Below are 25,138 nucleotides of genomic sequence, written 5' to 3' on the forward strand. Positions count from 1 at the left end.
AAGCAGCGACTTTTCTTTCTAGGAACGCCTGAGTGGGGACGGTCGGCGCAGTCTCATCCTGATTGTCGCTGAAGTCTCACCTTGATCGCCGCCGCCCAACCTTCAAGGACATGAAGGTTGCCGAGCGACGCGCCCGTATCGTGCCGCATGGTTACGGTCAGGCGCGAACGATTGCGACCGGGGTCGGCCCAGTCGAGCTGGCGCGGGCCAAGATTCGCGACCGCGGAGCGACCAGCGATATCGCAATTGTTGATGGGAGAGCGTTAGCAAGGTCAGCGGTTTCGGAGTGGTACTTGCGAGGACGATCAGGTGCTACGTTCGATAGCTCACACATGAAGAAGAACTGTGACCACAAATCGGCGGCTGCCAGCCGCGCTCTGCTCACCAGGGTGATCGTTGGAACGCCGATCGGCCCCGCCATCGCGTTTGCCGGCAAAATCAATCGCCGGCATTCCTCGAATTAGCCCGTAATCTCAGGCTGTTCGCGTTACTTCACGAGCGACTGCACAATCGGCTCTGCTATCGCGGAGACCGTGCCATCCTTCGCAAGCCTAGCCTGGAGCGATAAAGATTGCGGACCGAGAGCACCAGCAAATCTCAGTTGATCGCCATGAGCACCGCCCGTCCTATCCGCGAAAGGCGCTCGACATAATCCGAATCCGCGGGGCTTGCAGGCTTCATTGTAGCCCTACGTAGCCTCCCGGACTAGCTGTTTAGTCCCGGCATTTGTTGGAGCGGGGTGGAGCTTGAATCGTCCCCCGGGGCCAGTTGAGCGATCGGCGGCGGTGTCGCGCTGCTTTCATTTCGCGACGTCTTCTGGTTGATTCCGTAGCGCTTGCGAGCGCTCTCTTGCTCTCTTGACTATTTTGTAGTGCTCGACGGACTGCCTCAGTCATTGTGGCGCAGCCGTGTAAAACTATGCTATAACGGATCGTGTCCCCGGGCGTGGTGTAGCTGGTGTGTCACCTGCTTCAGCGGAAGGAGCCGGGCCGGTCAGCTGGCGATAGCCGGAAGGCTGACGGTTGGATCATCGCTCAATGGCGCGATGGTTTCCAGCGTCATGTAGCGGGCGCGCTGGACCGCCCATTCATCGTTTTGTTCGAGCAGGATCGCGCCGATGAGGCGGACGATGGCATCCTAGTTGGGGAAGATGCCGACCACCTCGGTGCGCCGCTTGATCTCGCCGTTGAGACGCTCGATCGGGTTGGTCGATCGGGTTGGTAACCGGTATGAGATTTCTCGGTGCCAACGTTCCGCTGCGATATTTTACATCGTGGCGTATGGTGCGACCATCGGGACAGAGGCACCGGGAGCACGATGTGCGGGCAGGCCGATACACACGATGAGCCGAGAGCTCGAGTTAGTAGCTGGCCGCCTCTGCGACTCGCCCGGTTGCGCCGAGAGCGCGAATCCGTAGTTGTCGTGTCGCCCGCAGCTCCCGTCATGTGTCTGGCAGGAGGTGCGAATGCGACGGGTAATTGGCATCGATGTCCACCGAACCTTCGGGGAGGTGGTATTTTGGGAGAACGGCAGGCTCCGACACGCGGGCCGCATCGATATGACGCGGACTGCGCTGGAGGGATTTGGCAAGACCCTGCTGGCCAGTGATGAGGTTGTGCTCGAAGCGACTGGCAACAGCATGGCGGTCTCGCGAGTGCTGGCGCCCTTCGTGGCGCGGGTAATTATCGCCAATCCCCTGCAGGTGAGGGCGATCGCCCAGGCTCACGTCAAGACCGACAAGATCGATGCTGGCACGCTCGCCAGTCTGCAGGCGGCGGGATACCTGCCGCAGATCTGGACGCCTGACGCGGAGACCGAACGCAAGCGCAGGCTGGTGGCGCGGCGCTACCAGATCGTGCGGCACCGTACGCGGCTCAAGAACGAGGTGCATTCGGTCCTGCACGCACACCTGATCCCGAAGTGCCCACATGCCGATCTGTTCAACGCTCGCGGCCGGGCGTGGTTGACTGCTCAACAGCTGCCGGACGATGAGCGAGCGGCCATCGATCGGCACGTCCGTGAGCTTGACCGGCTGGCGGAAGACCTGGCCCTGCTCGACCGCGAGATCGCGCAGGACGCAATCGAAGATTCCGCCGTCAACAGATTAATGACGATCACCGGCGTGAATCTGGCGGTCGCCGCCGGCATCGTGGCGGCGATCGGCGACATCAGCCGGTTCAACAGCCCGCAGAAGCTGGTGAGCTATTTCGGGCTGAATCCGCGGGTGAGGCAGTCCGGGCTGGGAGCGGCCCACCACGGCCGTATCAGCAAGACTGGCCGCAGTCATGCGCGCGCCATGCTGGTCGAGGCGGCCTGGGCAGCGGCCAAGGCGCCAGGTCCACTGCATGCTTTTTTCGTGCGCATCCGTGCCCGGCGCGGCCATCAGATCGCCGCCGTCGCCGTGGCTCGCAAGCTCACTGTGCTCTGCTGGCATTTGTTGACGAAGGACGAGGATTACCTGTGGGCGCGCCCAGCGCTGGTCGCCAGCAAGACCCGCGCGCTGCAACTTCAAGCCGGACATCCACAACAGAAAGGTAGCCGTCGCGGACCAGCCTACGCCTACAACATCAAGGCGCTGCGCGACCGCGAGATGTTGATTGCCGCCCAAGCGGAGCAAAGCTACGAACGCTTCGTGTCGCAATGGAAACCGCGGCGGCCAAAACCCGGCGCGCGGGCGCCTCAGTCCGGCAGGACAAAATAGGCAGTCCGGTGACGCTTGCAGCCGACGCGTCACGCTTCGCCACGAGGTCGCCCGCGCCCGACAACCATAGTCGCGGCTGACGGCAAGGTCTAGCCACGCCAGGAATGCAGTCCCGTTCCACGCCAGCGTGCCGTCGTGCTCGGGCCGGTCAAGGCCAAGCCGTGCGGTGGCCGCGAATGCGGCCAGCCTTGACCGCCCCTGCGCGCGGCGGCTGCGAGATCGGTGGCCGGGACGGAAGAATGCCCCGCCCGTGGCCGAACAAAAGAATGGACGTACGGCGATCTCCGCAATCGTCGTCTCGGCCATGAAGAAATCGCTTGTCCATCTCATCCGTCGCTTGTCCATCTCATCCGTTGAGTGCAGCTTGGTTCGATGCTGCTGGGAAGGTCATGTAGGCGAGCACGTCGGTCTCGGCCTCGTCGAGGAAGCCAGAAAGCTTGGGCAGCTTGGGGCGAAGCTCGTCAGCGACCTTCCGCCACTGCGCTCGTGCGGCGTCGGCATCGTCCTGGGCGAAGGCGGTGGCAATGAAGGCGGAGACGACGCGCCGGCCGCTCTTGCCGGCATGAGCCAGCGCGTTACGCATGAAGTGCACGCGGCAGCGCTGCCAACTAGCGTTGAGCACCTTGGCCACGGTGGCCTTGATGCCCTCGTGGGCGTCGGAGACGACCAGCTTGACGCCGCGCAGGCCAGGCCGGGCGAGCTTGCGCAGGAATGCCGTCCAGAACGTCTCGGCTTCGGAGGGCCCGACGTCCATGCCGAGAACTTCGCGCCGGCCATCACTATTGACGCCGACCGCGACAATCACCGCCACTGACACGATGCGCCCGTTCTGGCGCACCTTCACGTAGGTGGCATCGATCCACAAATACGGCCAGTCGCCCTCGATCGGGCGGGCGAGGAACGCCTTCACCTTGTCGTCGATCTCTCCACACAGCCGGCTCACCTGGCTCTTGGAGATGCCGGTCATGCCCATCGCCTGCACCAGGTCGTCCACCGAGCGGGTGGAAACGCCTTGCACATAGGCTTCCTGGACGACGGCCGCGAGCGCCTTCTCGGCCATCCGGCGCGGCTCCAGGAAACCCGGGAAGTAGGAGCCCTTGCGCAGCTTGGGAATGCGAAGCTCGACCGCGCCGGCGCGCGTCTCCCAGATCCGGTCGCGATAGCCGGTGCGCTGCGCCAGACGTTCGGGGTTCTTCTCGCCGTAGCCGGCCCCGGTTTGGCTTTCGACTTCCAGCTCCATCAGGCGCTGGGCGGCAAAGCCGATCATCTCGCGCAGCAAATCCGCATCGGGGGTCTTCTCCACGAGCGGTCGCAGGTTCATCATCTCGTCGGTCATCGGTGGTTCCTCGGTTGCGTTGGCGTGTCGCAACCCGATCCTACCGGAGAACTGCCGGTGACCACCGCAAAGCCGCCCGCCCGCTACGGCGCTATTGGGGGCGCGTACGGGCGGCTTTGCTCTACTGAGCTACACCATCACTGGGGACACGACCCTATAACGCATCCTTCGAATAATACGAAGAATGAACCAGCAAGGCTTGGAACTAAGTATCCAGACCATTACACATGCGAAAGCCGGATCACCAATCGCGGCATCACACCGGCCCCGAAGGATTCGGCCCCAACAGCGCCGCAACGTCATCGTGGAGAAGAATTTCGGAGCTCCGCGCATCCGATAGCGCACATCGGCGAGCCATGTTTTCGCGATGGGGATGATACCCGAAGCAAGAGAAGTCCACCTTTCGAGGAAAGATCGCAAGGTGCTTGAGGAACGTTGCCGCTCACCGGTGACGTTGCAGCGCGATTTGAAGCGGGCGCGGATCGTTCTTTTGGCGGCTGCCGGTCGCAGCACCCGATCGATCGCCAGGGAGGTTGGGGTCCAGCCGCGGATTGTCAGCCTTTGGCGGCATCGCTATGCGGATCTTGGTCTTGAAGGTCTGCAAAGCAAGCCCCTGCCGGGCAAGCAGCCGATCTATACGAAGGCCACCGACAAGCGGATTTTGAAGTTGCTGGATAAGTCGCCTCCCGCGGGATACGCGCGCTGGACTGGGCCTCTGCTGGCTGAGGAGCTTGGCGACGTCGACGTGCAATATGTCTGGCGGTTCTTGCGCAGCAACAAGATCGATCTGGCGGCTCGCAAGTCCTGGTGCTAGAGCAACGACCCGCAGTTTACGGCCAAAGCTGCCGACGTGGTTGGCCTCTATGTCGCCCCGCCCAAGAAGGCCATCGTCCTATGCGTGGACGAAAAGCCCTCGATCCAGGCCTTGGAGCGAGCGCAGGGGCTATCTAAAACTGCCCAATGGCAGATCCCTGATCGGGCAAAGTCACGACTACAAGCGGCACGGCACGACCACGCTGTTTGCAGCGCTGGAAGTCGCCACCGGGAAGATCCTTGCGACGCATTCGAAACGACGCCGCCGGGTCGAGTTTCTCGACTTCATGGATCGCGTCACCGCAGCATTTCCGAACCGCCGGCTTCATGTCATTCTCGACAACCTCAGCAGCCATAAAAAGAACGAGGAATGGCTCAAGGCGCATCCCAATGTGAAATTTCACTTCACGCTCACCAGCGCGTCCTGGCTCAATCAGGTCGAGGTCTGGTTTTCGATCTTGCAGGGGCAGTCGTTGAGCGGCGCCTCATTCACAAGCCTCAAACAGCTCGAGCAGCACATCGATGCCTACATCAACGCCTATAACGACAGAGCCGAGCCATTCGTCTGGACCAAGAAAAAGGTCCGCCAGCGCCCCTTCAAAGGCCGCCGTATCACCCAGCTATGATTCCGGGTACTAGCTGCTGCAAGCTCGTCGAACTGAACTGCCACGTCGTCTGTTGCAAGCCGCGCCCCCGGAACCAGACGGGAAACTCTGCCGCCATTGAGTGTTGGTGCATTCCAACATCGCGTCCTCAACCATCGGTTCCGATACCTCTCACCAGAGTAGGTAGGTTTCGATCTACCATTGATGCTGTATCGTCAGTAAATAGCTCACCTTACCGGTTACGACGGAGCTCATCACCATAGGACGAGGTGCAGCAATGAGAGCCCCAACTAACGCCCTGCATTTTACAGGACAAGTCATGAAGTTCATCGAAGGGACGCGTGCAGTTACCGAGCCTGAACTTCAAGCCAACAACATCACCCGTTATCATGTCACAAGCTTCTATCGCGAACAGATTACCAACAGTGGTTACTACGACGAGCTCAAGTACATTGTGGAGCCCTCAGTTGAGGAGTTCGATAGTCCTGGCAGTCTGGATACGAGTGGCGAGCACAACAATACGGTCGTACCCGGACTGCAGCACAAGTACGACCAGACTGGGTTGTTGCTGGTAACGGACCGTTGCGCGTCGTATTGCCGGTATTGCTTTCGCAAAAGAATTGTCGGTAAGAATTCGGATGAAATCGTGCCTGATTTCACCCAGGTTGCGCAATATATCGGCGACCATCCTGAGATGACGAACGTGCTGCTATCGGGAGGCGACCCGTTCGTGCTCAGCACCGGGAAGCTCAACAAAATTCTCGATCATCTGCTGCCTATCCCACATTTGGATTCAATTCGATTCGGCACAAAGATGATCGCCTATGAGCCCAAGCGGTTTGAGGATTCCACTCTAACGGCATTGTTCCAACGAATCCATCAAGCAGGCAAGGCGGCAATAATCGTTACACATTTCGATCACATCGGTGAGATTTCGCTCGACGCGGAGCGCATAATTTGTGCTTTGCGCGCACAAAGCGTGCAATTCCTCAATCAGGCCGTGCTGCTCGCGAAAGTCAACGATGATCCCGAGGTCTTGGCGAGAACGTTTGCCAAATGTCACCAGATCGGGGTGCGACCCTATTATCTGTTCCAGGGCAGGCCGGTGAAAGGCGCGTCGCACTTCCAGGTTCCACTGCGCCGCGGAGTAGAGATTACGCGCGGCATCAACCAACGGCTCAGCGGCATCCACAAAACATTCAAATACATCATGTCGCATTACACGGGAAAAATTGAGATTCTCGACCTTGGAGACGATGGCCGCGTTTATATGCGATATCATCAGAACAAGGTGCCCGCAAAGCTCGGAAAGATCTTTTCGCGACCGTACATCGAAGCGGCCTGCTGGTTGGACGATTTGCCCGAAGGATGAGAACATACAGCATGTAACGTCGACTGCCGCCGCAGACTGCGGGGACTGCAAACGCCCAGCCCTCTATACGGCTCAACACGCGGCGGTGGGGATTGCCGCGCTCGCCCAAGGAATGGCCGGAATGCGATCGGCGCGGCGGTGCGCCGCCAGTTCATCTTGGTGGAGCGCATGTTCGCCCGTCTCACGGACTTTCGCCGTATCGCGACCGCTACGACAAGTTCGCTGGCGCCTTCATGGCTCTATTGAGTCCGGACCCTAGCGCACGAGCTTTCCGCGGCAGGCTGAGCAGAGATTATTCTGCCGCTCGGCGTAGCGCTCGCAACGCTGCCGACCTCGCCTCGTATGTAAAATTCTTATTTGCTCGCGAGATTACTCTTCCAGTTCTGCAAGTCCGCCGAGAGCGTATTGCTTATGTCTACTGCAAGCCGTCGCGGTCGTGCTGCTTCAAGAAGACTAGCGAAGTACGTTACGGTAGCTGCGGATGAATGATGAGTATGTATGATCAAGGGAACGACCATCGCCAGCAATGGGTGGCTGACCCGCCGATGTGAGCCGGACGGCCTGTCAGGGCTCGTAGCTTGCGGAGGCCATGTGTGTCTGTCTGAAACCAAACACGTCTGATGTCGGGAATCCGCCAAGCTGTTTGGAGCGGGACATTCCACCCTCAAAGTCGTCAGCGATCCGGCGCGCCGCACTGGCATAAATCCTGCTGCAACCTTTCTGGGAGAAAGCTAGGAGGATGCCATGCCAAGCGACCATCCGTTACCCATTGTCTTCAACCACGCGAGAATTTGCGTATCTTTCTACTGCAATCTTCATTGCGAGCACTGCTATGTTCCTGAAGAGTATCGGGATCAATACAAGCGGCTTTTGGAGCCATCACAATTATCTATTGAGGAGATGATAGATTTCATCGATCTTCTCGCCGACAAATATTCCCTGAGAAAAGTCTCATTGACGGGTGGCGAGCCGCTTCTGAAATTGGTGTTCCCGCGCACGGCAGCCCTGATGGCCCATGCGAACAAGCGAGGCCTTCACGTGCAACTGAACACTGGAGGGCTCGGCCAGGTGCCAATTTATGACGTCGCCTCGTTCTTCGACGATCGCGAGAAGCTGACGTTACAGTTCAGCTTTGACGGCGCAAAGCGGAACACGGTGGACCGCTTCCGGGGTAAGGCGGGTGTTTACGATTCTGCGCTCCGGCAGATGGCTGAGGCGGCCAATTGCGGGGCCTTGGTGCAGGCCAGGATGACTGCCAACCGGCACAACATCGGTGAGGCGCTCGACGCCTACCGGCTCCTGTCGTCAATCGGCGTCTACTCCTTCAGGGTTAAGCCGATGTTCGCCTCGGGCGTTGCTCTCGGCAATGAGGACGCGCTCTTGGGCTCGGCTGACGAAATTCGAGAGCTGCAGGAAGCCCTGATGGAGATTGCTGCGCAACCCAGCTCAGCGCGCCTCGAACTGCCGCCGCCGATTTTCATCGATACGTCGCAGCCGCAGCCAAACGTCAGATATACCGAATGCGACTGTGGTGCCACCGCGGTCTACCTCTCTACAAACGGCGATTTGTATCCCTGTTCCTTCGTCGTCGGGGATCCCGATAGCCGCGAGTTCCTCCTCGGCAACGTCCGATCGCCGGAATTCGATCTTGAGAAGGTTTGGCGTACCTCGCCGGCTCTCAAGAAATTTCGGGCGAACAGCGGCTGCGGCCAATGCCCGAGCCAGGTCGCCCTCCTGAAGAATGTCGAGAACCGTGCGCTTGCCTGCGCCTGACCGGGCGAACGGTGAACGAAAGGCGGTCTCAATATCGGCGGTTCTCGGTGCGCGAGGAGGCAGGCAGTATCCCACCTTATCAGCGTCCGTCAGGTCGCCCCCCGTCTGGCCTCATCGGGTCCGAAGTTCTGATTGAGGCAAAAGCGAGAGAGTATCAGAAGGCATGCGAGGAGATATCATTCTCGTCGGGCTCGGTGCTTATGCCCGGGCGAGATATATTCCTCTAATCGAGGAGGCCGTCTCCAGCGGTCGAGCATCGGCCTTCCATGTCGTCGAGCTCGACAGCGTGCGAGGCGATGTGGATGCCTTTTTCTGGACCCGCTCCTGCAAGCCGGCGAGCCTCTCATGGGTACCCGATCTCCGGCGACGGGCGATCTGGTATTCCGGCCATGGGGAGGACGTCCTGACGGCTGTGGCACGTCCAGGCACGAAAGTGATCGTCGCGACCGAACCCAAGGCTCATTTGGGCTACCTGCGCGCGGCTCTTGGACTTGGCCTTGATTGCCTGGTCGACAAGCCCGTCGTTCTGCCCATGGGGTCGAATGGACGCCCTGCCGCGGACCGTCTGGTTGGTGCGGTAGCCGAGCTCAAGGAGATCTGCAATCGGACTGGCGGTCGTTGCGTGGTCATGACGCCGCGCCGCTACAACGCAGTCTACGAATTGATTGGACGCTATGCGCGCCGCGCCTCCCGAAACCTTGGCACGCCGGTCACCTATATTGGTATCGAGCATCACGCGGGAGTGTGGAACACGGAGGAGGAGATTCTCTCCCGGGAGGACCATCCTTACCGCTACGGCTACGGAATGCTTTGCCATTCCGGCTATCACTACATCGATATTCTCTCCGGTCTCCTGGCTCACAATGAGGAGCACTTCGGGAGGCTGGCGGTCGAGCTGGATGTCCACCGGGCGACCGCCGCCGATCAGGTCGGGCAGGTTGGCCCGGATCCGGTGAGCAGGCTTTGCGGCGACGCGCCAGTCGCTCGACTGTTTCCCGCGCCACTGTTCTGGGGCGAGACGGATATTGTCTCGTCCGGAGCCGCAAGGCGTCCCGGAAGCCGCGAGACCGTCTGCCTGTTTCGGCTCGACCTTCTGCAGACCAGCGTGTCGCTGCGCAACTGGCGGCAATTGCCAACCGATGTTTACAACAAGAACGGACGGTATGGGTCCGAGACCATTCGCTTGAATATTGGTCCCTTCGCAGCGATTGAGGCCAGGATCTTCAAGCGCGCACATTTGAGCACGGAAGCTCATCCGCAACTGAGAAGGGAGGCGCACATCACGCTTTGGCGGAATGCCGGTTTCCTCGGCGGGGCAGCCTTACGTGAACGGGTTTATCCCGCGCGGGACACACTTATCCGAAACGCTGATCTGGGCGCTGGCCGCGAAAGGCTGTTTGACGATTGGCTGGCGGGACGGAGCGACAAGAGTTCCCTCGATTCGCACACGCGGACGATAGCGCTCTTTGCTCACTATTTGGCAGCGCTCACGACGGATGGAGCGAACAGAGATCAAGCGCCCCCATTACGCACTGTCAGCAAAGTGCCGGCATGAATGTCGTTGCTTCGGCTTCAGCGCGCCGTCGGCATTCTGGGCTCGCCGTGTTCGCCGGAAACGGTCCGACCTTGGCCATCGTTGATCGTGACCGGGAAGGGGAGGCGCTTGGCCGTGCGTACGGCATGCCAGATTTATTTTCCGACCAACTGCGAGGCGAATGATGAATGGTGACCGTCACGACGTCCTATTTGACGGCAGCCATCCTCTGCCCAGCAACTACCGGGCGTACAGGCAGTCGGTTCATACACGCCTGGTGAAGATCCTTCGGCAGAATCCGGGGTGCCGCTTTCTCGAGATCGGCGTAGGGCCGACGTTCAGGCAGGAGCGGTTCAGGACGATCAGCGAACTCGGCATCCACTATGTAGGCTTGGACTTCGAATCGTGTCTGCGCCCAACGCCGGGCCGATCTAGCGGCGGCCGGCATCGCCGATCGAAGCATCACCTTTCTGGGAAATCCATCGGGAACATACCCATTCAACCTGATTAGGCTCGCCAGGAATCGAGAGACGTTTGATATCGTCTATCTCGATGGTAGCCATTCAATCTATGTCGATTTCGCGGCCGCGATTGCAGCAGTGCGGTTGTTGAAGCCTGGCGCCTTGTTCCTTTTCGATGATGTGAGGTTTTGCTTCGGTAGGAGATATCTGATTCAGACCACGGCTCAATATGCTGATGCCAATGAGAACGGGCCGTTGACCGAGGATGAGGCCAGCGAGCCTCACGTCACGATCATACCCCGAGACTATCTGATCCTTTGTTCAGCTTTGTGGTGGAGAGTCGTGGTCGGATCCTGATTAAATCGCACTCCGCGCGCCCGAGTCTGCACCCTGGATGCGGATTTGACGGTTCTCGCACGATCGGGCTCCGCGATCGACACCGCTGTCACGAACGAAGCCCGCATGGTTCGCCATCTTGGCACGCCTGAAGCTGCCGCCATGGTCATTCGAGGTCTTGAACTTGCAAACGTTCCCGACTGTCGTGTCGTCGTTCTTTCGAAAATCGATGATCGAGCTATGATCAAGGAGCCCGCGGGCAAATCAGCTACGAGCTCGGCACGGCGCGTTTCGCGCTCCAGGCGCCGGCTGAGATCGCGCCGCGCTGCAGGCAAGTAGTGCCCCGATGTGCTCGGTCATGGCCTTTGGTTTCTGGTTCACGTGTCCAATTTTTGCAAACCCCTGCCTGCGTGCGTTGCTAGAGTGAACGAGGCCCATGCTGCTTCGTGTCGACGGCGTTGATGTCCCGAGCCTAGGTCAGGATGGCGTTGCTGGTGAGTTCGCTGCTGTTATGGCTGACCACTATCTTCGATCTGCCATGCTCAATCGCCGGCCGCTTAATTCCTGCGGCCATCCGGCTGCCGGAAAGCGAGGGGCAGGTGCGATTGCCTTTCGATCGCCCGCGCAATCACAAACCATGGCGAAGATAGAATTCTCCGGAATCCTGCGTAGTGGTGCAAATATTGCTGGATTTCTGCGTGAGTTGATCCTGCGTTGCGAGCTTGCAGCAAAAGGAACTGCTATCCGGATTGGAAAATGTCTTAGGCGAGATTGCTAAGGGAGTTCGGTGTTACCAAGGAAGTCATGCTGGACGCATAAATGTCGTGTAGGCCTTACGATTAGAGCCCACCGCAACATATGGCGGTGGCCGGCCACAGTGCGGCAATCGAGACAAATGTCGGCGGTGGCATTGGCGGAAGGAAGACAATTATACGCACGGAGTTGCGAACGATTTCTGGAGTTCGCTCGCAAGGTATTTGCATTGCGCGAAATGATCGTAAGGCCTCAAAGGGGCGGGCCTTCCGAAGGGCATCACTGCAAGAGAACCGGATTGTCGTGACTTATCTGCATCCCGTATGTGTTTTCCGCAACGAGACTTGCATCGCTGGCCAAATGACCAAGAAGAGCATCTGCAGCGAGCCCGTATTTGCAGTGGCGCGCGAGCACTCGGTGTACGGATTCGGCCCCACTGGTGAGGGCATGGCGGCCAATGTCCATCGCGCGGACTCGCAGCCGGACATCAGCGGCAGCGTGCTTGAGCAGGAGCTGGAAAGTCTCCACTCTCGCGCTGGCATCGAGGATCTGGACAGGTATGTGAGCTACGGCCTTGCGAGCGTTATTCAGGCGGAGCTCTGCGGCGAGGGCGCTTCATGAGGATCGACTGCGAGGTGCATGCTTTCGATCTTAAGAGCCGGCAGGCTGCGCCCATCATCGACGGCTCCATGGAAACGCTGGAAAGCACCGCGCGCGAGTCCAGGATCACTGGGCTGGTCCTGGTCCAGCCTGCCTTCCTGAACGGCGACCCGGCCGAGCTCTTCGCCCAGGCGAGCCAGGCCCGGATGCCGGTGAGGCTCATTGCGCCCCTCGTTCAACCGCTGGCGCCTGAAGTGCTGGAGGAGTGGGCTCGATCAGGCGCCGTGGGTTTGGCGCTAACCTTCACCGATCCCGATCCGCTGGCCGAATCACTCGAGGCAGCGCTCCAGCTGGGCCTGCATCTGGAGGTGTCGGGTGGCCTCGATGGACATGAGCACCTGGCAGAGTCGCTCCTGGCCGACGGCCATCGACTGGTCTTCCGCGATTTCGGACGTGTGGACAGCACCCGCGATCCCGCCTGGGATCCTCGCCTCGCACGACTCCTGGCGCTCGCCAAGGGAGCCGAGGTGTGGGTAAAGCTGTCGGGGATCGGACGCGTCCCAGATAGCTGGGCCCAGGCAGCTGCGGGCAGGATGCTGCAGGAGCTCGGGCCGAAACAGCTGCTCTGGGGGTCGGAGTGGCCGCACGTCGCAGCCGACCACGCCTACGCGCCATCCTATGCGCAGACATTTGAGTGGCTTGAGGAACTCGTCCCGGACGAAGACGCTCGAGAGCGGATCCTGGGCGAGACGCCTGCCGCCCTTTACCGACTTTCCGTGTCTTAAGACCTGCATGCCGAAATGAGCATCGTCCACGGGCTCGCCTCTGAAAGAGATTTCGCTCAAGGAAACTTGGCAGATCGAAGCGGTCCATCAAAGCTTTCCGAGAACCCACACCGAGTGCGCGTAAAACCAGTGGAGCGGAAGAGGAAAGCCGGCACCGCAGAGGTTTGGCTATGGATGCAGACGTCCAGATTACGGGTGGAGATTATCTGTTGAGGGGCTGATGATATGTCTGATCGATTTCCAATCTTCGAAGTTATCTTGGAACAGCGCAGACGAAGGTGGGTGTGGTCCGTTCGCACGACCGGAGGCACGCTGGTCATGACAGGTTCAAGAAGCAGCCGATCCGCGGCTCGCTATGAAGCCGACCGGGCGCACTTTTTGATGCTGCTGAGCGCGCCCTACCATTCGCGGCTCTCGGAGCGAATGATCCAGGCTAGTCAACAGGTTCGCGCGCGGCGCTCGCTTCCGCCCAAACTTTAGAGTCGGTTGACGTTCGGAATCGCGCGCTGGTAAGCCGTTTCCGTCGGGTCTTGGACTTAGCGAGAGCCGGCCAGATAACGGCGGTGATGAATGTTCCCCTCCACCGCTCGATATGGCTGCCGCTGAGGGGCCGAGGAAGAGCGGTCTCAATAGCGAGGGTTTGCTGCGTTAGAGGCGCCGCGATTGCTCACGCGATGTCAGGCGGCTTCGAGGAGGGTGGCCTTTTTGCAAAGACGGACGAGCCACCGGCAAAAAGCCCGAGAGATTTCAGAATTGTCGCTGCGGTCGACAGCATAGGCGCGATATTGCATCCCGCTGCCAGTCCGTGATCCCGGTACCACGTGCAGAACGCCTCCGCGTACCAAATCGCTGACAACAATTTCAGGCGCCACCAGAAGGCATTTTCCCGTCATGACCGCCGGCAGAGCAAGGCAATTGTGATCGTATCGCGCGCCGGTCTTGACGTCTGCAAAGGTCAGGCTCATGGCCCGCAGCCAGGTGGGCAGTATGTCGGGGCGCGAGGTGATGTTCAGAATTGGCATCGAGCGAACGATCGTGAGGTTCCTGCCATTCACGTGACTTGGCGAGCCGACACAGACGAGTTGCTCGTTGTAGACCTCCCAATCATCGGCCGGTTCGATCATGGAAAGATCGCGCGTAATCAAGACGTCGTAGTCGTCTGACGATGTCGGCTGAGATAGCGAACTCGTGACATCCACGATGACGCCGCCCATCTCAGCGGAAAATGCCTGGAGATTCGGAATCAGAAGCGAGTAGGCGAACGTCGAACGCGACGTGCGCACCACAATCCGATTGGCGCTTGGGCGCGTCCGCCGGCGCATCCGTTTTGCGGTGAAACACACCGTGTCCAATGGTTCAGCGACCGTGTTTGCAAAAAGCCTTCCGAATTCCGTCAATTCGCTCCGCTTGCCGCCTCGCGCGATGAGGTCCGTCACCCGATAACCCAGCAGCACGGCGAGATTAACGGCTGACGGACTGGTGTGTCGGTCCTAACGCACCAGGCGCGTCCCCTTCCTCGCGCGATCGCGGCGCACACGCGAACCGCGTCGAGGGGCACCATTGTCGCTGGCCACCTGGACCTGCCACTTTGCCTGAAGTTCATTCGGCGCGACCGCAGACGTTCGCTCAGGCGAAAATGCGCTCGGCCGTGCGTAGATCCTCGACGCTGTCGATTTCGTACCATTTGAGATCGTCGCAACGAGCCGCTGCGAGCTTTAGACCCCGCCTTTCCACCAGGTCGGCAAGAAGCTCCTCGATGTACGCCTGCCGAGCTCCCGAAGCGATGATATCGTCGAGCGCCGGGACGATTGTTTCCCTAAGGGTCGAGGCCGAGAAACGTAGCAGGTTCATCGTCTTGAATAGTCTTGCACCATCCGCCGCAATATTTGCGGCGGTTTGCTTCATGCGGAAAGCTGAGATGAAGCCGCTATCCGACAACAGAACTGCTGTCCCTTCCATGAACTCGTCGAAGGGGGCTACCGCAGCCATATCGGTCGCCGGTCCGAGTAATAGGTAACGCAACGCGTCCTCCTCGAAAAAGACATCACCCTCAAGAAGAAAGCAATCGCCGGAAAGAAGTGCGTCGCGTGCCAACCATAAGGAATATGCGCTGCCGGTGTGGTCGAAGACGGACGACTCCACATAATTGATTTCAAGCTCACCAAAGCGGGTGCCGCAGGCATATTGAATAGCATCCTTCCGGTAACCGACGACAATCGTTACCTCCTCGACCCCGACCGCTTGCAGATTGCGGAGAGCGTTGTGAAGGATCGGAGTGCCGTTGACCTCGACCAGGGGCTTGGGGCGCAGATCTGTCAGCGGACGCAGGCGCGAGCCCACGCCGGCCGCTAGAACGAGGGCCGTCCTGGGAGCATTGCTAGACATTGAATGTCCGTTTCACTGGCATGGGATCGGCATTTAAGGCGTTAGGGGCTGATCGCAACCTGGATATCCGTGTGGAGAAACCAAAGCAGCGGCAACGCAGAGAGAGTGATCAGTGAGAGCCGTCGCGCCATTGTGTGATATCTCCGGTGTCGGGAAGGCAACCTCAGGCATCGATGGACATTCCCGTGGAGCATATGACGATGGGAAGCGAGGCTTGGCTGGCAAGACTTGGTCAAGAACGGGTACTGCGAGCAGGGAGAGTGGGATAGGTCAGGGGAGGTTGAGATATCGCGCTTCCGCATTGGCAAGTTCGTCGTACCTCAACAATTCAAAAATGTCGTCGAGAGCTGCAATATTTGGCTCAACGCCGGCAATGCTCTCTTCCGCAATGATGCGATCGCAGACGTGCCGCATGGCCAATATTGCAGCCCGGACGGAGTGGTTGGCCCAAATCACTGTGGAGATGCCGGCATCACGGTATGCAGAGACAGGTGTGGAATAGTATTTCGTTGGAACGATCACGACAGGCAGGCGGCTTTGCCAGGCAGTTGCAAAAGAGATGATCTCCTCCGCGGTGCTCTTGCGCGAGTGAATAAGGATCGCATCGGCACCAGCCGCAGCGTAAGCGCTAGCTCGTGAAATGGCTTCGTCCAATCCATGGCCGGCTATCAGCGCTTCGGTCCGCGCCACCAGGACCAAGTCGTCCGCCACTGTATCCTTTACTGCGCGCAGTCGACCGGAGAACTCGTCGACATCGGCTAGCGGATGCCGATCCCCAACAAACGAGTTGATCTTCGGAAAACAGCTGTCCTCCAGCGCAATCCCGGCAGCGCCCCGCTGTCGGAGTTTGCGTGCCACAAGGCGCGCATTGTTGAAATTCCCGAACCCGCCGTCGCCGTCCACGAGCACAGGTAATTCGGTCGAGTCCACTATGCGCTCGACCACGTCGACGAACTGACTCCATGAAGCCTCATTGGCATCGCGGTAGCCGAGAGAGCTTGCAATTGAGAGGCCCGAGGCCCAGAGGCCTTTGAAGCCCGCGCGCTTGGCAATCGTGCCCGAAAGCGCATCATGAGCTTCCATCAGGAACAAGAGGTCGCTCCCGGAACAGATCTTAGCGCGAAGCTCTTGCGAGAGTGAGGGGCGCGCGCTTCGCTCCGGGCAATTTGCGACAGCCGATTTTGGTTGATATTGCATGCCAAATTCCTTGCAGATGCATTTTACCTGTCGGGCGTGCAATGCGTGCTTGGTCCAGGTCTCGATGACCAAGTCGTTTGGGCGATCCCGCAGCTCAATCGCCAACTGACACAGGTTTGTCATCTTGAGCAATTGCCAGCGCTGGTAGTTGACCGCGGCACAACGCGTTCCATCTTCTTGTAAAGGGGCGGCTACCCCTCAACAAATCCCAGGACATTCGATCGTTGGCCGCTGAAAAGTCGAAGAGCGCACGCGTTTGACAGCCAGCGAACCTCGTCTGCTTGCAGCTTCGCGTGTTGCACGACATGGGGAAAACCTGGTGGTCCCGACTTACTCCTGGCGTTGCCATGCGTAATCCACCGAAATCGTGGTCGACGTCTTCCATCCCCGGTTGAGAGTGGTTGCAGTCGTTCACTTCTGTTGTGTGTCTCGCTCTCGCACAGATGCAGTGAGCAAACGCACCCCCAGCCGTCCTCGTTCGATATCAGCCAATTTCCGGGCCATCGAAACAGCGGTGTCCGATCTACGACGTAGCGCGCTTCGACCGCATTATGCGACGCAATCGATCATTGATGTTCCATAGCGTTTGTCTCCAAGCTGGCTTCGCGAGCACCACAACTGGTACGAGACTTGCTGTTCTCATCTCAGGTTCTCGGAAGTTATGGAGGACCGCGTGCGTGGTGTCGTCTCTATGAAGAAGGTTGCCGACGTCGCGCAGCTTGCGTGCGTCCCGTAAACAACAGCTAGAAGGAAGCAAACCATTAGCAGCTTATCGCAGCCCCAGTTCCAGCGGAGGCAGTCCCGCGTGAACGACGGCGACCTGATCTCCACGAACGACATCCAAGAACGCAACAATCTTCGACGTGCCCTATTTCGGGAGTGGAAGTCACAGATCCTGCTGCTGGTACCGCTTGAGCCGCTCTCGCGCGTGTGGGGCGGCGCGCGTTCGGGCGACCAGATCCGGCGAAGTGCAGCATAGAAGTGCTCACACAGGAGCCACGTAGGCGGACGCAGATATGCCGCAGCTTGTACCGGCGTATCGTGCCAAAAGATCGGCATCACGTCCCATAGGTCTACGCGTGAACAAAGACCGAGACGTCTTGCTCTGTTTGAATACTGACTGTGGGGCCTGAAGCATGAATATCGAGTGGAGTTGGGCGCAGGCGAGCGCCGAATGTGGCATCGTGCTCTCGAATTACCCGGAACCGGTATCGATGAGACTTATTCGAAGAAAGTCAGCGGTCCCGGTGCTTCGCCTTGTACGCACGCTACGTGTTGCGGTCGTTGCGATCCTGATCTCATCATCAGCTGGTGCGGATGGCGATTTGATGGGAGCTGCTCGTCAGACTTTCAAGCCGATCCCCTCGGTCGTTCCTGCGGTGAAGGACAACCCGGTCACCCACGAGAAGGTCGAACTTGGTAAGATGCTGTTCTTCGATCCCCGCGTGTCGGCTAGTGGGATCATCAGCTGTAATACCTGTCACAATCTTGGTACAGGCGGAGTCGATGCGGGTCCGACGTCGGTTGGTCACGGCTGGCAACGAGGGCCACGTCGGGCTCCCACCGTCTATAACGCAGTCTTCAATGTGGCGCAGTTCTGGGATGGTCGCGCCGCAGACCTCAAGACGCAAGCAAAGGGGCCCGTGCAGGCAAGTGTCGAAATGAATGCGACGCCAGATCATGTGATCAGCACGCTGAATTCGATGAACGACTATGTGGGCATGTTCAAGAAGGCATTCCCAAACGAGGTGGCGCCGGTCACCTTCGACAACTTCGCGCGGGCAATCGAGGCCTTTGAAGCGATTCTCATTACGCCCGCGGCCCCTTTCGATCAGTACCTTGAAGGCAACGCGACTGCTCTCGATGATCAGCAGAAAGCAGGATTGAAGCTATTCATGGAAACAGGATGCTCCTCCTGTCACAATGGAATCAACGTGGGCGGACAGGATTATTTTCCGTTTGGTGCGATCGAAAAGCCCAGCGCAAGCCTGCTTCCCACCGCCGACAAAGGCCGATTCGCGGTCACAAAGGTGGCGAGCGACGAATACGTTTTTCGTGCAGCGCCGCTCCGCAACGTCGCGTTGCGACCGCCATACTTCCATTCGGGTCAGGTCTGGAGCCTGAAGCAAGCTGTTGGCGTGATGGCTGAAGTTCAGCTTGGCGTTAAGCTCGGCGACAAGGAAAAGAACAATATTGTCGCGTTTCTGAATTCGCTGACCGGGCAGCTGCCCAAGATCGAGTATCCGATATTGCCCACGCGGACCGACACGACGCCGCTGCCGTCGCTGGACAAATAGTAGGTGTCTTCCGTGCGGCATTGCTCGTTGTTGAGTGTGTCGACTGCGGTGCGGGAGGCCAGGCGTCGGCTACACATGACGTTGCAAACGAGACAACGATATGCAGGATGCGAGAAATAAGTGACAAATCAGGAACTGGCAGAGATCAGCTCCAGCGCGCACAAGGGAGGACGCCCGCAACTTACCCATGAGGATTGGCCTCCGTAACAGCACCGCTAATACTGGCGAACAGTGTGTCGGTGAACCGCCAACAGATCGTGCTGCGCCAGCTCAACATCAAGCCGACGCTGACCATCCAGCCAGGTTTCCCGGTCCACGTTATCGTCACGCGCGATTTCGTGCTGACGTCTTACGCTCAGGGAAGTACGCCATGACAAACCTCAAGTTTGGGCCGCCGGCCGATGACAAGCCAGTGACGCTGACGATCGAGCTGCCGGCGGCGGTTTACAGGGATCTTCAGAGCTACGCGGAGATTCCGACGCGTAGTGGAGGCGCGACCAAGCCGATCGAGCCCGCCAAGTTGATTGTGCCGATGGTCGAGCATTTCATGGCGACCAACCGAGCTTTAGTGAAAGCACGGCGACATGCTGCGCAGTCCGTCCCTGAGCAGCCGAGAGATCCGGATAGCGCGCGCGAAGCAGATCGAGGAACAGACGCAGCGATGCGGATTCATAGGCCTTTTTCAGCCCCGGCGTCGTCGTAGTCGAATAGATGGCGCAGCGTCGTGCAAACGCGAGGCAGCTAGGACAGTTCGAAGAAGTCAGCGCAGGAACTGCTTCTCGGCGATGTTCACCCGGTCCATTCCCTGCAGGCGGAAGATTTCTCCGACGGAAACGATATCCTTGTTGACCATGTGAATGCCGCCGTCATGGCGAATGCGCGCGAAGACGTCCTTCATTGCCGTCACGGACGCACGGATTGCGTGATTGCCGTAGATCACCATCTTTACCTTGCCCAGGGCGGAGATCCGGGCCTCATTCATCTCGGGATACGCGGTGGGCACGATGGCGATTGGAGCATTGCCACTCCAGGCGCGCACAAAGCTCTCCACCTCATCCGGCGTCTTCTGCTTGGAGTGGATGAGGATCATATCGGCGCCAGCCGCCTCGTAAGCTGCCGCACGCTTGAGTGCCTCCGCCTCTCCGAGACCCGCAATCAATGCTTCGGTGCGAGCAATAACCAGGAAGTTGGGGTCTTGCCGCGAGGCAAGAGCCGCAGCGATTTTGCCCTGAAACTCCTCGATCCGGAGCAGCTCCTGCCGGCTCGTGCTCGCAAGGCTGGACACCTTAGGAAATGTCTTGTCCTCTATGACGACCGCCGCGGCGCCGGCGCGCTCGTATTCGGCAATCACGTGCGTGACGTTGATGGCGTTGCCATAGCCGGTATCGATGTCTGCAACGATGGGCAAATGCATAGAACCTGACATCGCACGTACCATGTCAAGGTGCTGAGTCATGCTGACGAACGACAGATCCGGCATACCGTAAAGGGCGGAGAGCTCAAAGCCGGACGCCCAAATTCCATCGAACCCGGCCTCCTCGGCAAGTTTTGCGGACAAGGGGCTATGAGCCGCCATGACGTGCAACAGGTGATTCCGAGTTAATGCTTCTCGCAATTTTGAGGTCTCCACTTAAATGGCGTGTTCACAAGGCATGGGGGCCAATCGCATTGATAGGCTATCCGAGGGGACCGCGATTGAGGGTATTTGCCAGGCGTCTGATACCGACCTCAGCAGCTCCCAGGCTCGTTGGCGTTGAAAGCGACAATCGCACAGCGTTTGGCACGACCTGATTGTCAACGGCAAACCGCTCGGCGCTCCGGATCAAGACGCCGGCAGCTGCCGCCGCCCGTACAAAGCTGTCGCAGCTCCACGGTGCCGGCAAAGGCAACCAGACATGCATGGATCCGGGTTTGGACACAAGACCGAACCGACCCAGTGTGGCTCGTGCGACGGCCTCCCGCGCTGTACTCTCCTCTCGGATCGCCTCGGAAATTAAATCGGCCCTGCCCGAACTTGTCCAACTCGCAACGACGGCGGCCAAGAGTGGAGCGGCGGTCCAGAACGAGAGCCGCTCGACCGGTGCCAGCGCCGAATCGCAATCCGCTCCCGAAGGCGCCACCACGTACGCTAAGCGTAAGCCGTGTGCGAGTGCCTTTGTCGTGCTCATGACATACCACACAACATCAGGCGCAACCTTGGCAATCGGTGGAACGGCATCAGGATGCAAGCGTCCAAGGGCATCGTCCTCGATGATTGGCACGCCGTAACGGCGAGAAAGTTCTGCAAGAGCGAGCCGGCGGCACAATGGCATGATCGCCGTTGTCGGATTCTGCACCGTGGGATTGCAGTACAGGGCGCGGACCCCGCCCTTCCGGCAAGCTCTTTCGAAAGAGTCAGGCAGGATCCCGTCCTCATCGACGTCAAGCCCCACCAACTCCAGGCCGATGATACCGCCAAGCTCACGCAAGGCGCCATAGGACAAGCGTTCGGCCAGCAATCGGCCACCTTTGCCAACCAGGTGATGCAACAGGACGAGCAGAGCGCTCTGCGTTCCGTTGGTCGTGAGGATGCGTTCGATATCGACGGCTTCACCAAGCCGTCGCGCCAGATAGCGCGCACCACCTAGTCTTGCACTTGACGAGCCGCGCGCGATGCCACCATGGATCAATCGGTCGAAGCCGTGTTCAGAACGAAGCCGCTCGACCGCGCGAACCAGTTCGGCATCAAGCCCAGACACCGCAGGCGGTAACGAACGAGTAAAATCAATCGGCAAGATCTCATGATCGGGGCGGCAAATTTGCGGTGCTTGGATTTCCATAAGAAGCTGGGTTTATATCTGCCAAGGGGATGACTCGCAGCAGAGTCTGGCCGCGATGGTGTTTGAGTCTATAACCATACGACGTATGCGTGTCAAAGGTTCTATACAGCTATTCGCAAAACAGTCTACATGTGCCCCCGGCGCCGGACTTGATAGGAAATGCAGTAGTGAAGGAAAATTCAGATCGGATTGAGCGGGCGGGTATCAGCCTATGGCGACAGGTCGGGGATGCGCTGGCCGAGGATATCGCAAGTGGCGCCTTCGCGGCGGGCGAGCGCCTACCTTCTAGCGAGTTGCTTGCTGCACGCTTCAGCGTCAATCGACACACGGTATTGAGGGCCATTGCACATCTGGAAGCGGAGGGCTTTCTAAGGATCGAACGCTCGCGCGGTGCCTACGCCGTTGTAAATCCCATTGAATTGCGACTCGGCGCCAGAAGTTGGTTCGAGCAGAACCTGCGGGACGGCAATCGCACGCCTTCGCGCACGATCATTGCGATCGAAAAGGTGCGCGCCTCGCTCGAGCTCGGGACGGCACTCCAAGTCAAGCCCGGCAGCCAGGTCCTCTTCGTGACCCTGCTGGGTGAAGCGGATGGGTTTCCGGTCAACTACAATTACAATTATTTTCCGCTTCAGCGCATGCCTGGCGTGGAGGAAGCGTTCCAGGCCATTGGCAAGGCGCCCACCGCCGACTTTTCTTTCGGCAAGATATTCAAGTCGATCGGCGTAAAGGACTTTCGGCGCAAAACGATCCGGATTCGCGCGCGACCGCCGAGCCGCGACGAGGCAGCGCATCTGAAAATGCCGATGAGCGCTTACATTCTACTGACGGAAGTCGTTCAGGTTGACAGCAAGGACAGCCCGGTCGTGTATGCCGAGACCTGCTACAGTGCCGGCCGCGTGAGCTTGCTCGTCGACATCTGATCCGTTCGCTTCGGGGGTATGGTGCCCGAACGATGGGTCCCTCGTCCGAAGGGTGCACTATCCCGGAAGCTGGCCGACACGGGCGGCAGCGGCGGTCGTATGCAGGTCCGGTGGATCGGAGGTGTTTGGTCCGGCCCCCGCACCAGCACCGTCAGCTGCCAGCTCGTTGCAAGTATCCTCTGGAAATCTCTTGCTCATCATTATAGAACGATTGATCGGCCGTAAACCCCTAATTCGGCCCGCTTGAGGCCATGGGGCGCGGGGGATCGAGCCGAAGGCGTGTCCGTCATCAAACGGTCATGCGGCAATGGTTCTATAATCATGACGGCCGATCGGCGTCCAGATATATGGGGAATCTTTTGGCAGGCGTATCAATCCGCCGAGTGTCTAAATCGTTCGGCTCTGCCTCTGTCCTAAATGGGATATCGCTCGATATCCACGATGGAGAGTTTCTCACTCTTCTAGGTCCATCAGGCTGCGGTAAATCCACCCTCCTCAGAATCATCGCGGGGCTCGAGCGGCAGGATTGCGGCACGATCGAGGTTGCCGGCGTCAAGGTCGATCACCTTCGTCCCAAGCAGCGCGATGTTGCGATGGTGTTTCAGTCATATGCGCTCTACCCGCATTTGACTGTCTCGGAAAACATGGCGCTGCCATTGAGAATGCGCCGGCTTTCGGCCTGGCAGCGACTTCCCGTCATAGGTGCTCTGCTTCCAAAGGCTCGCTCGGTGAGCACCGGGATCAAGACCGAAGTGGCTCGCACCGCAAAGGCGCTCGGGATCGACCATCTCCTCGCGCGCAAGCCGAGCCAGCTTTCCGGTGGCCAGCGCCAGCGCGTGGCCGTTGGCCGGGCGATGGTGCGTCATCCCGCAGTCTTTCTCATGGACGAGCCGCTCTCCAATCTGGACGCGAAGTTGCGTGTCCAGATGCGCGGCGAAATCAAGGAACTGCATCGTCGTCTTGGCGTAACCTTCATTTACGTCACCCACGACCAGACGGAAGCCATGACCATGTCCGATCGCATCGCGGTCATGCTGGATGGTCAACTCGCGCAGGTCGCCTCGCCGCAGCAGATCTACGCCTGTCCGTCCGATCGCCGTGTGGCCGAATTGATAGGTACATCCAAGATCAATCTGATCGAGGCAACAGCAAGAGGGGAGGGACGCTTGGCTGTCGCAGGCGCTACGCTTGCGCTCAACTATAAGCTGGACTCCGGAAACAGTGTCACGCTCGGTATCCGCCCGGAGTCGCTGCAGTTTGCCGACCGCGGTGGCTTGAACACATTAACGGGAAGACTGCGCTATATTGAGCACGTTGGCGCCGATCTGTTTGCTTATGTCGACGTGTTGGGCGCGAGCGAACCTTTAGTTGCGCGCCTTCCGGTCGAGCTTGCCGCAAACTTTCAATCCGACCAAACCGTGCATCTGCGGGTTCGACGCGAACAGGCCTTGCTGTTTTCCGCCGATGGGCGTCGGCTTTCTGAGGGCAGCGGTCAAGTTACACAGCTTCGGAGTTATGCGGAGTGATGTCGGAACAGTTATCTGTCGTCGACCGACAGTTGCGGGCCGATCCAGAAGCTTCGGAGACGTTTGCCGGCTATCTCCTGGTGGGGCCGGCTTTGGTCTTCATCCTTGTGTTGTTCATCTTGCCGGCGGGTGCCGTTCTGGCGATCGCCATGACCGACTGGCATCTTGGGGCAAAGACGCTGTCGTTCATTGGCGCAGCGAACTTCAGCAGTCTGCTTGAGGATCGCGCCTTCCGCGCGGCGCTCGGCAATACGGCCATTTACGTCCTTATGGTTGTGCCAAGCACGTTGGTTCTCGGACTGTCCCTGGCGCTCTTGATCGAAAGCGGCAAGAGCTTGCGCGCTTTCTATCGCGCAATCCACTTCTTGCCGTTTATGACCTCGCTCGCAGCGATGGCAATCGTGTGGGAGGCGCTGCTGCATCCCACGATCGGTTTGGTAAATCAGGTATTTGGGGCTGTTGGTTTGCCGACAGCCAATTGGCTGCGTAGCGAGACGACGGTCTTGCCCATACTGGCCGTCGTCGGCATCTGGCAAAGTCTCGGCTTGGCCCTGGTGCTATTTCTCGCGGGCCTCAAAGCCATTCCGCAGGACCTCTATGAGGCCGCCGATATCGATGGCGCCGATGGGGTGTTGGATCGCTTGCGGGTCGTGACACTCCCGTCGCTGGTTCCGGTCTCCTTCTTCGTGGTCATTGTCGTGACGCTCCGCGCTTTCGCAACCTTCGATATCGTCCAGATCCTGACAAAGGGAGGGCCCGATGACGCTTCGGTCATGCTTTTGTACGCGCTGTACCGGGAGAGTTTCGAGTATTTTAGGACCGGTTACGGAGCAGCCATCGCCGTCATCTTCCTGATCATTGTGATTGCTCTTGCCGCGCTTCAGACGCGCGTCGTGAACCGCCGGGCGCCCCGACCATGACC

The 25,138-nt window shown here is 59.2% G+C and carries 19 protein-coding genes and 5 pseudogenes; 16 read left to right on the forward strand and 8 right to left on the reverse strand.

Annotated elements, in window-relative coordinates:
- Window positions 1–62 precede the first annotated feature (62 nt).
- Entirely contained in the window at window positions 63–464 is a 402-nt protein-coding gene (locus RAD15_RS24065; RefSeq protein WP_458180846.1) for a hypothetical protein, read from the forward strand.
- Between the two features lie 296 nt (window positions 465–760).
- On the opposite strand, the pseudogene RAD15_RS24070 reads toward RAD15_RS24065, so the two are convergent.
- Together RAD15_RS24070 and RAD15_RS24075 are read right to left on the reverse strand one after the other, a co-directional pair.
- A pseudogene (locus tag RAD15_RS24070) lies at window positions 761–896 on the reverse strand (IS481 family transposase); the annotation flags it as partial.
- 97 nt (window positions 897–993) lie between these two features.
- A pseudogene (locus RAD15_RS24075) lies at window positions 994–1,218 on the reverse strand (transposase); the annotation flags it as partial.
- 265 nt (window positions 1,219–1,483) lie between these two features.
- Between RAD15_RS24075 and RAD15_RS24080 the strand changes: the two are divergent.
- Complete coding sequence (locus tag RAD15_RS24080; RefSeq protein WP_458180834.1) at window positions 1,484–2,701, forward strand: IS110 family RNA-guided transposase; 1,218 nt, start codon at window positions 1,484–1,486, stop codon at window positions 2,699–2,701.
- Window positions 2,702–3,037: 336 nt separating this feature from the next.
- On the opposite strand, the pseudogene RAD15_RS24085 reads toward RAD15_RS24080, so the two are convergent.
- Window positions 3,038–4,037 (reverse strand): annotated as a pseudogene (locus tag RAD15_RS24085) (IS256 family transposase); the annotation flags it as partial.
- Between the two features lie 373 nt (window positions 4,038–4,410).
- On the opposite strand from RAD15_RS24085, the pseudogene RAD15_RS24090 reads away from it, so the two are divergent.
- The 7 genes and pseudogenes from RAD15_RS24090 to RAD15_RS24120 all read left to right on the forward strand — a co-directional run bounded on the left by RAD15_RS24090 (window position 4,411) and on the right by RAD15_RS24120 (window position 13,069).
- Window positions 4,411–5,476 (forward strand): annotated as a pseudogene (locus RAD15_RS24090) (IS630 family transposase).
- Between the two features lie 298 nt (window positions 5,477–5,774).
- Window positions 5,775–6,827, forward strand: coding sequence for a KamA family radical SAM protein (locus RAD15_RS24095; protein ID WP_458180684.1), 1,053 nt, complete (start codon window positions 5,775–5,777; stop codon window positions 6,825–6,827).
- Between the two features lie 744 nt (window positions 6,828–7,571).
- Entirely contained in the window at window positions 7,572–8,600 is a 1,029-nt protein-coding gene (locus RAD15_RS24100; protein ID WP_458180685.1) for a radical SAM protein, read from the forward strand.
- A 163-nt stretch (window positions 8,601–8,763) separates the two neighbouring features.
- Complete coding sequence (locus RAD15_RS24105; protein ID WP_458180686.1) at window positions 8,764–10,155, forward strand: hypothetical protein; 1,392 nt, start codon at window positions 8,764–8,766, stop codon at window positions 10,153–10,155.
- 1,212 nt (window positions 10,156–11,367) lie between these two features.
- Window positions 11,368–11,709: a hypothetical protein gene (locus RAD15_RS24110; RefSeq protein WP_458180687.1), complete on the forward strand. Its 342-nt coding sequence runs from the start codon at window positions 11,368–11,370 to the stop codon at window positions 11,707–11,709.
- A 335-nt stretch (window positions 11,710–12,044) separates the two neighbouring features.
- Window positions 12,045–12,305: a hypothetical protein gene (locus RAD15_RS24115; protein ID WP_458180688.1), complete on the forward strand. Its 261-nt coding sequence runs from the start codon at window positions 12,045–12,047 to the stop codon at window positions 12,303–12,305.
- Complete coding sequence (locus RAD15_RS24120) at window positions 12,302–13,069, forward strand: amidohydrolase family protein (RefSeq protein ID WP_458180689.1); 768 nt, start codon at window positions 12,302–12,304, stop codon at window positions 13,067–13,069. Before RAD15_RS24115 ends, RAD15_RS24120 begins: the two co-directional genes overlap by 4 nt.
- Before the next feature lie 677 nt (window positions 13,070–13,746).
- Here RAD15_RS24120 and RAD15_RS24125 read toward each other — a convergent pair.
- The 3 genes from RAD15_RS24125 to aepX all read right to left on the reverse strand — a co-directional run bounded on the left by RAD15_RS24125 (window position 13,747) and on the right by aepX (window position 16,537).
- Window positions 13,747–14,523: a LysR substrate-binding domain-containing protein gene (locus RAD15_RS24125; RefSeq protein WP_458180690.1), complete on the reverse strand. Its 777-nt coding sequence runs from the start codon at window positions 14,521–14,523 to the stop codon at window positions 13,747–13,749.
- 172 nt (window positions 14,524–14,695) lie between these two features.
- Window positions 14,696–15,454: a phosphocholine cytidylyltransferase family protein gene (locus tag RAD15_RS24130; protein WP_458180691.1), complete on the reverse strand. Its 759-nt coding sequence runs from the start codon at window positions 15,452–15,454 to the stop codon at window positions 14,696–14,698.
- A gap of 270 nt (window positions 15,455–15,724) precedes the next feature.
- A complete protein-coding gene (gene aepX / locus RAD15_RS24135; protein WP_458180835.1) occupies window positions 15,725–16,537 on the reverse strand; it encodes a phosphoenolpyruvate mutase in 813 nt (270 codons plus the stop codon).
- A 919-nt stretch (window positions 16,538–17,456) separates the two neighbouring features.
- Between aepX and RAD15_RS24140 the strand changes: the two genes are divergently transcribed.
- The 4 genes and pseudogenes from RAD15_RS24140 to RAD15_RS24155 all read left to right on the forward strand — a co-directional run bounded on the left by RAD15_RS24140 (window position 17,457) and on the right by RAD15_RS24155 (window position 19,651).
- Window positions 17,457–17,630: a hypothetical protein gene (locus RAD15_RS24140; RefSeq protein WP_458180692.1), complete on the forward strand. Its 174-nt coding sequence runs from the start codon at window positions 17,457–17,459 to the stop codon at window positions 17,628–17,630.
- Window positions 17,631–17,865: 235 nt separating this feature from the next.
- A complete protein-coding gene (locus RAD15_RS24145) occupies window positions 17,866–18,948 on the forward strand; it encodes a cytochrome-c peroxidase (RefSeq protein WP_458180836.1) in 1,083 nt (360 codons plus the stop codon).
- 224 nt (window positions 18,949–19,172) lie between these two features.
- A pseudogene (locus RAD15_RS24150) lies at window positions 19,173–19,322 on the forward strand (TrbI/VirB10 family protein); the annotation flags it as partial.
- Complete coding sequence (locus RAD15_RS24155; protein ID WP_458180693.1) at window positions 19,319–19,651, forward strand: DUF2274 domain-containing protein; 333 nt, start codon at window positions 19,319–19,321, stop codon at window positions 19,649–19,651. The pseudogene RAD15_RS24150 and the gene RAD15_RS24155, both read left to right, overlap by 4 nt.
- 57 nt (window positions 19,652–19,708) lie before the next feature.
- Here RAD15_RS24155 and RAD15_RS24160 read toward each other — a convergent pair whose 3' ends face one another.
- Both RAD15_RS24160 and RAD15_RS24165 read right to left on the reverse strand, forming a co-directional pair.
- Complete coding sequence (locus RAD15_RS24160; RefSeq protein WP_458180694.1) at window positions 19,709–20,578, reverse strand: phosphonopyruvate hydrolase; 870 nt, start codon at window positions 20,576–20,578, stop codon at window positions 19,709–19,711.
- 46 nt (window positions 20,579–20,624) lie between these two features.
- Entirely contained in the window at window positions 20,625–21,767 is a 1,143-nt protein-coding gene (locus tag RAD15_RS24165; RefSeq protein WP_458180695.1) for an aminotransferase-like domain-containing protein, read from the reverse strand.
- A gap of 167 nt (window positions 21,768–21,934) precedes the next feature.
- Between RAD15_RS24165 and phnF the strand changes: the two genes are divergently transcribed.
- From phnF to RAD15_RS24180, 3 genes are all read left to right on the forward strand, one after another.
- A complete protein-coding gene (gene phnF / locus RAD15_RS24170; RefSeq protein ID WP_458180696.1) occupies window positions 21,935–22,690 on the forward strand; it encodes a phosphonate metabolism transcriptional regulator PhnF in 756 nt (251 codons plus the stop codon).
- A gap of 359 nt (window positions 22,691–23,049) precedes the next feature.
- Window positions 23,050–24,216, forward strand: coding sequence for an ABC transporter ATP-binding protein (locus RAD15_RS24175; RefSeq protein WP_458180837.1), 1,167 nt, complete (start codon window positions 23,050–23,052; stop codon window positions 24,214–24,216).
- On the forward strand, window positions 24,216–25,136 hold the full coding sequence (locus RAD15_RS24180; RefSeq protein WP_458180838.1) for a carbohydrate ABC transporter permease: 921 nt from the start codon (window positions 24,216–24,218) through the stop codon (window positions 25,134–25,136). Before RAD15_RS24175 ends, RAD15_RS24180 begins: the two co-directional genes overlap by 1 nt.
- Window positions 25,137–25,138: the final 2 nt, after the last annotated feature.

It is taken from the genome of Bradyrhizobium sp. 14AA (genome assembly GCF_054185205.1).

What these genes read in the sequence shown, in the direction of transcription:
- RAD15_RS24095 (WP_458180684.1), top strand. Translation starts at nt 5,775, where the DNA reads ATGAAGTTCATCGAAGGGACGCGTGCAGTTACCGAGCCTGAACTTCAA.
- RAD15_RS24100 (WP_458180685.1), top strand. Translation starts at nt 7,572, where the DNA reads ATGCCAAGCGACCATCCGTTACCCATTGTCTTCAACCACGCGAGAATT.
- RAD15_RS24105 (WP_458180686.1), top strand. Translation starts at nt 8,764, where the DNA reads ATGCGAGGAGATATCATTCTCGTCGGGCTCGGTGCTTATGCCCGGGCG.
- RAD15_RS24110 (WP_458180687.1), top strand. Translation starts at nt 11,368, where the DNA reads ATGCTGCTTCGTGTCGACGGCGTTGATGTCCCGAGCCTAGGTCAGGAT.
- RAD15_RS24115 (WP_458180688.1), top strand. Translation starts at nt 12,045, where the DNA reads ATGACCAAGAAGAGCATCTGCAGCGAGCCCGTATTTGCAGTGGCGCGC.
- RAD15_RS24120 (WP_458180689.1), top strand. Translation starts at nt 12,302, where the DNA reads ATGAGGATCGACTGCGAGGTGCATGCTTTCGATCTTAAGAGCCGGCAG.
- RAD15_RS24130 (WP_458180691.1), bottom strand. Translation starts at nt 15,454, where the DNA reads ATGTCTAGCAATGCTCCCAGGACGGCCCTCGTTCTAGCGGCCGGCGTG.
- aepX (WP_458180835.1), bottom strand. Translation starts at nt 16,537, where the DNA reads ATGGAAGCTCATGATGCGCTTTCGGGCACGATTGCCAAGCGCGCGGGC.
- RAD15_RS24145 (WP_458180836.1), top strand. Translation starts at nt 17,866, where the DNA reads ATGAGACTTATTCGAAGAAAGTCAGCGGTCCCGGTGCTTCGCCTTGTA.
- RAD15_RS24155 (WP_458180693.1), top strand. Translation starts at nt 19,319, where the DNA reads ATGACAAACCTCAAGTTTGGGCCGCCGGCCGATGACAAGCCAGTGACG.
- RAD15_RS24165 (WP_458180695.1), bottom strand. Translation starts at nt 21,767, where the DNA reads ATGGAAATCCAAGCACCGCAAATTTGCCGCCCCGATCATGAGATCTTG.
- RAD15_RS24180 (WP_458180838.1), top strand. Translation starts at nt 24,216, where the DNA reads ATGTCGGAACAGTTATCTGTCGTCGACCGACAGTTGCGGGCCGATCCA.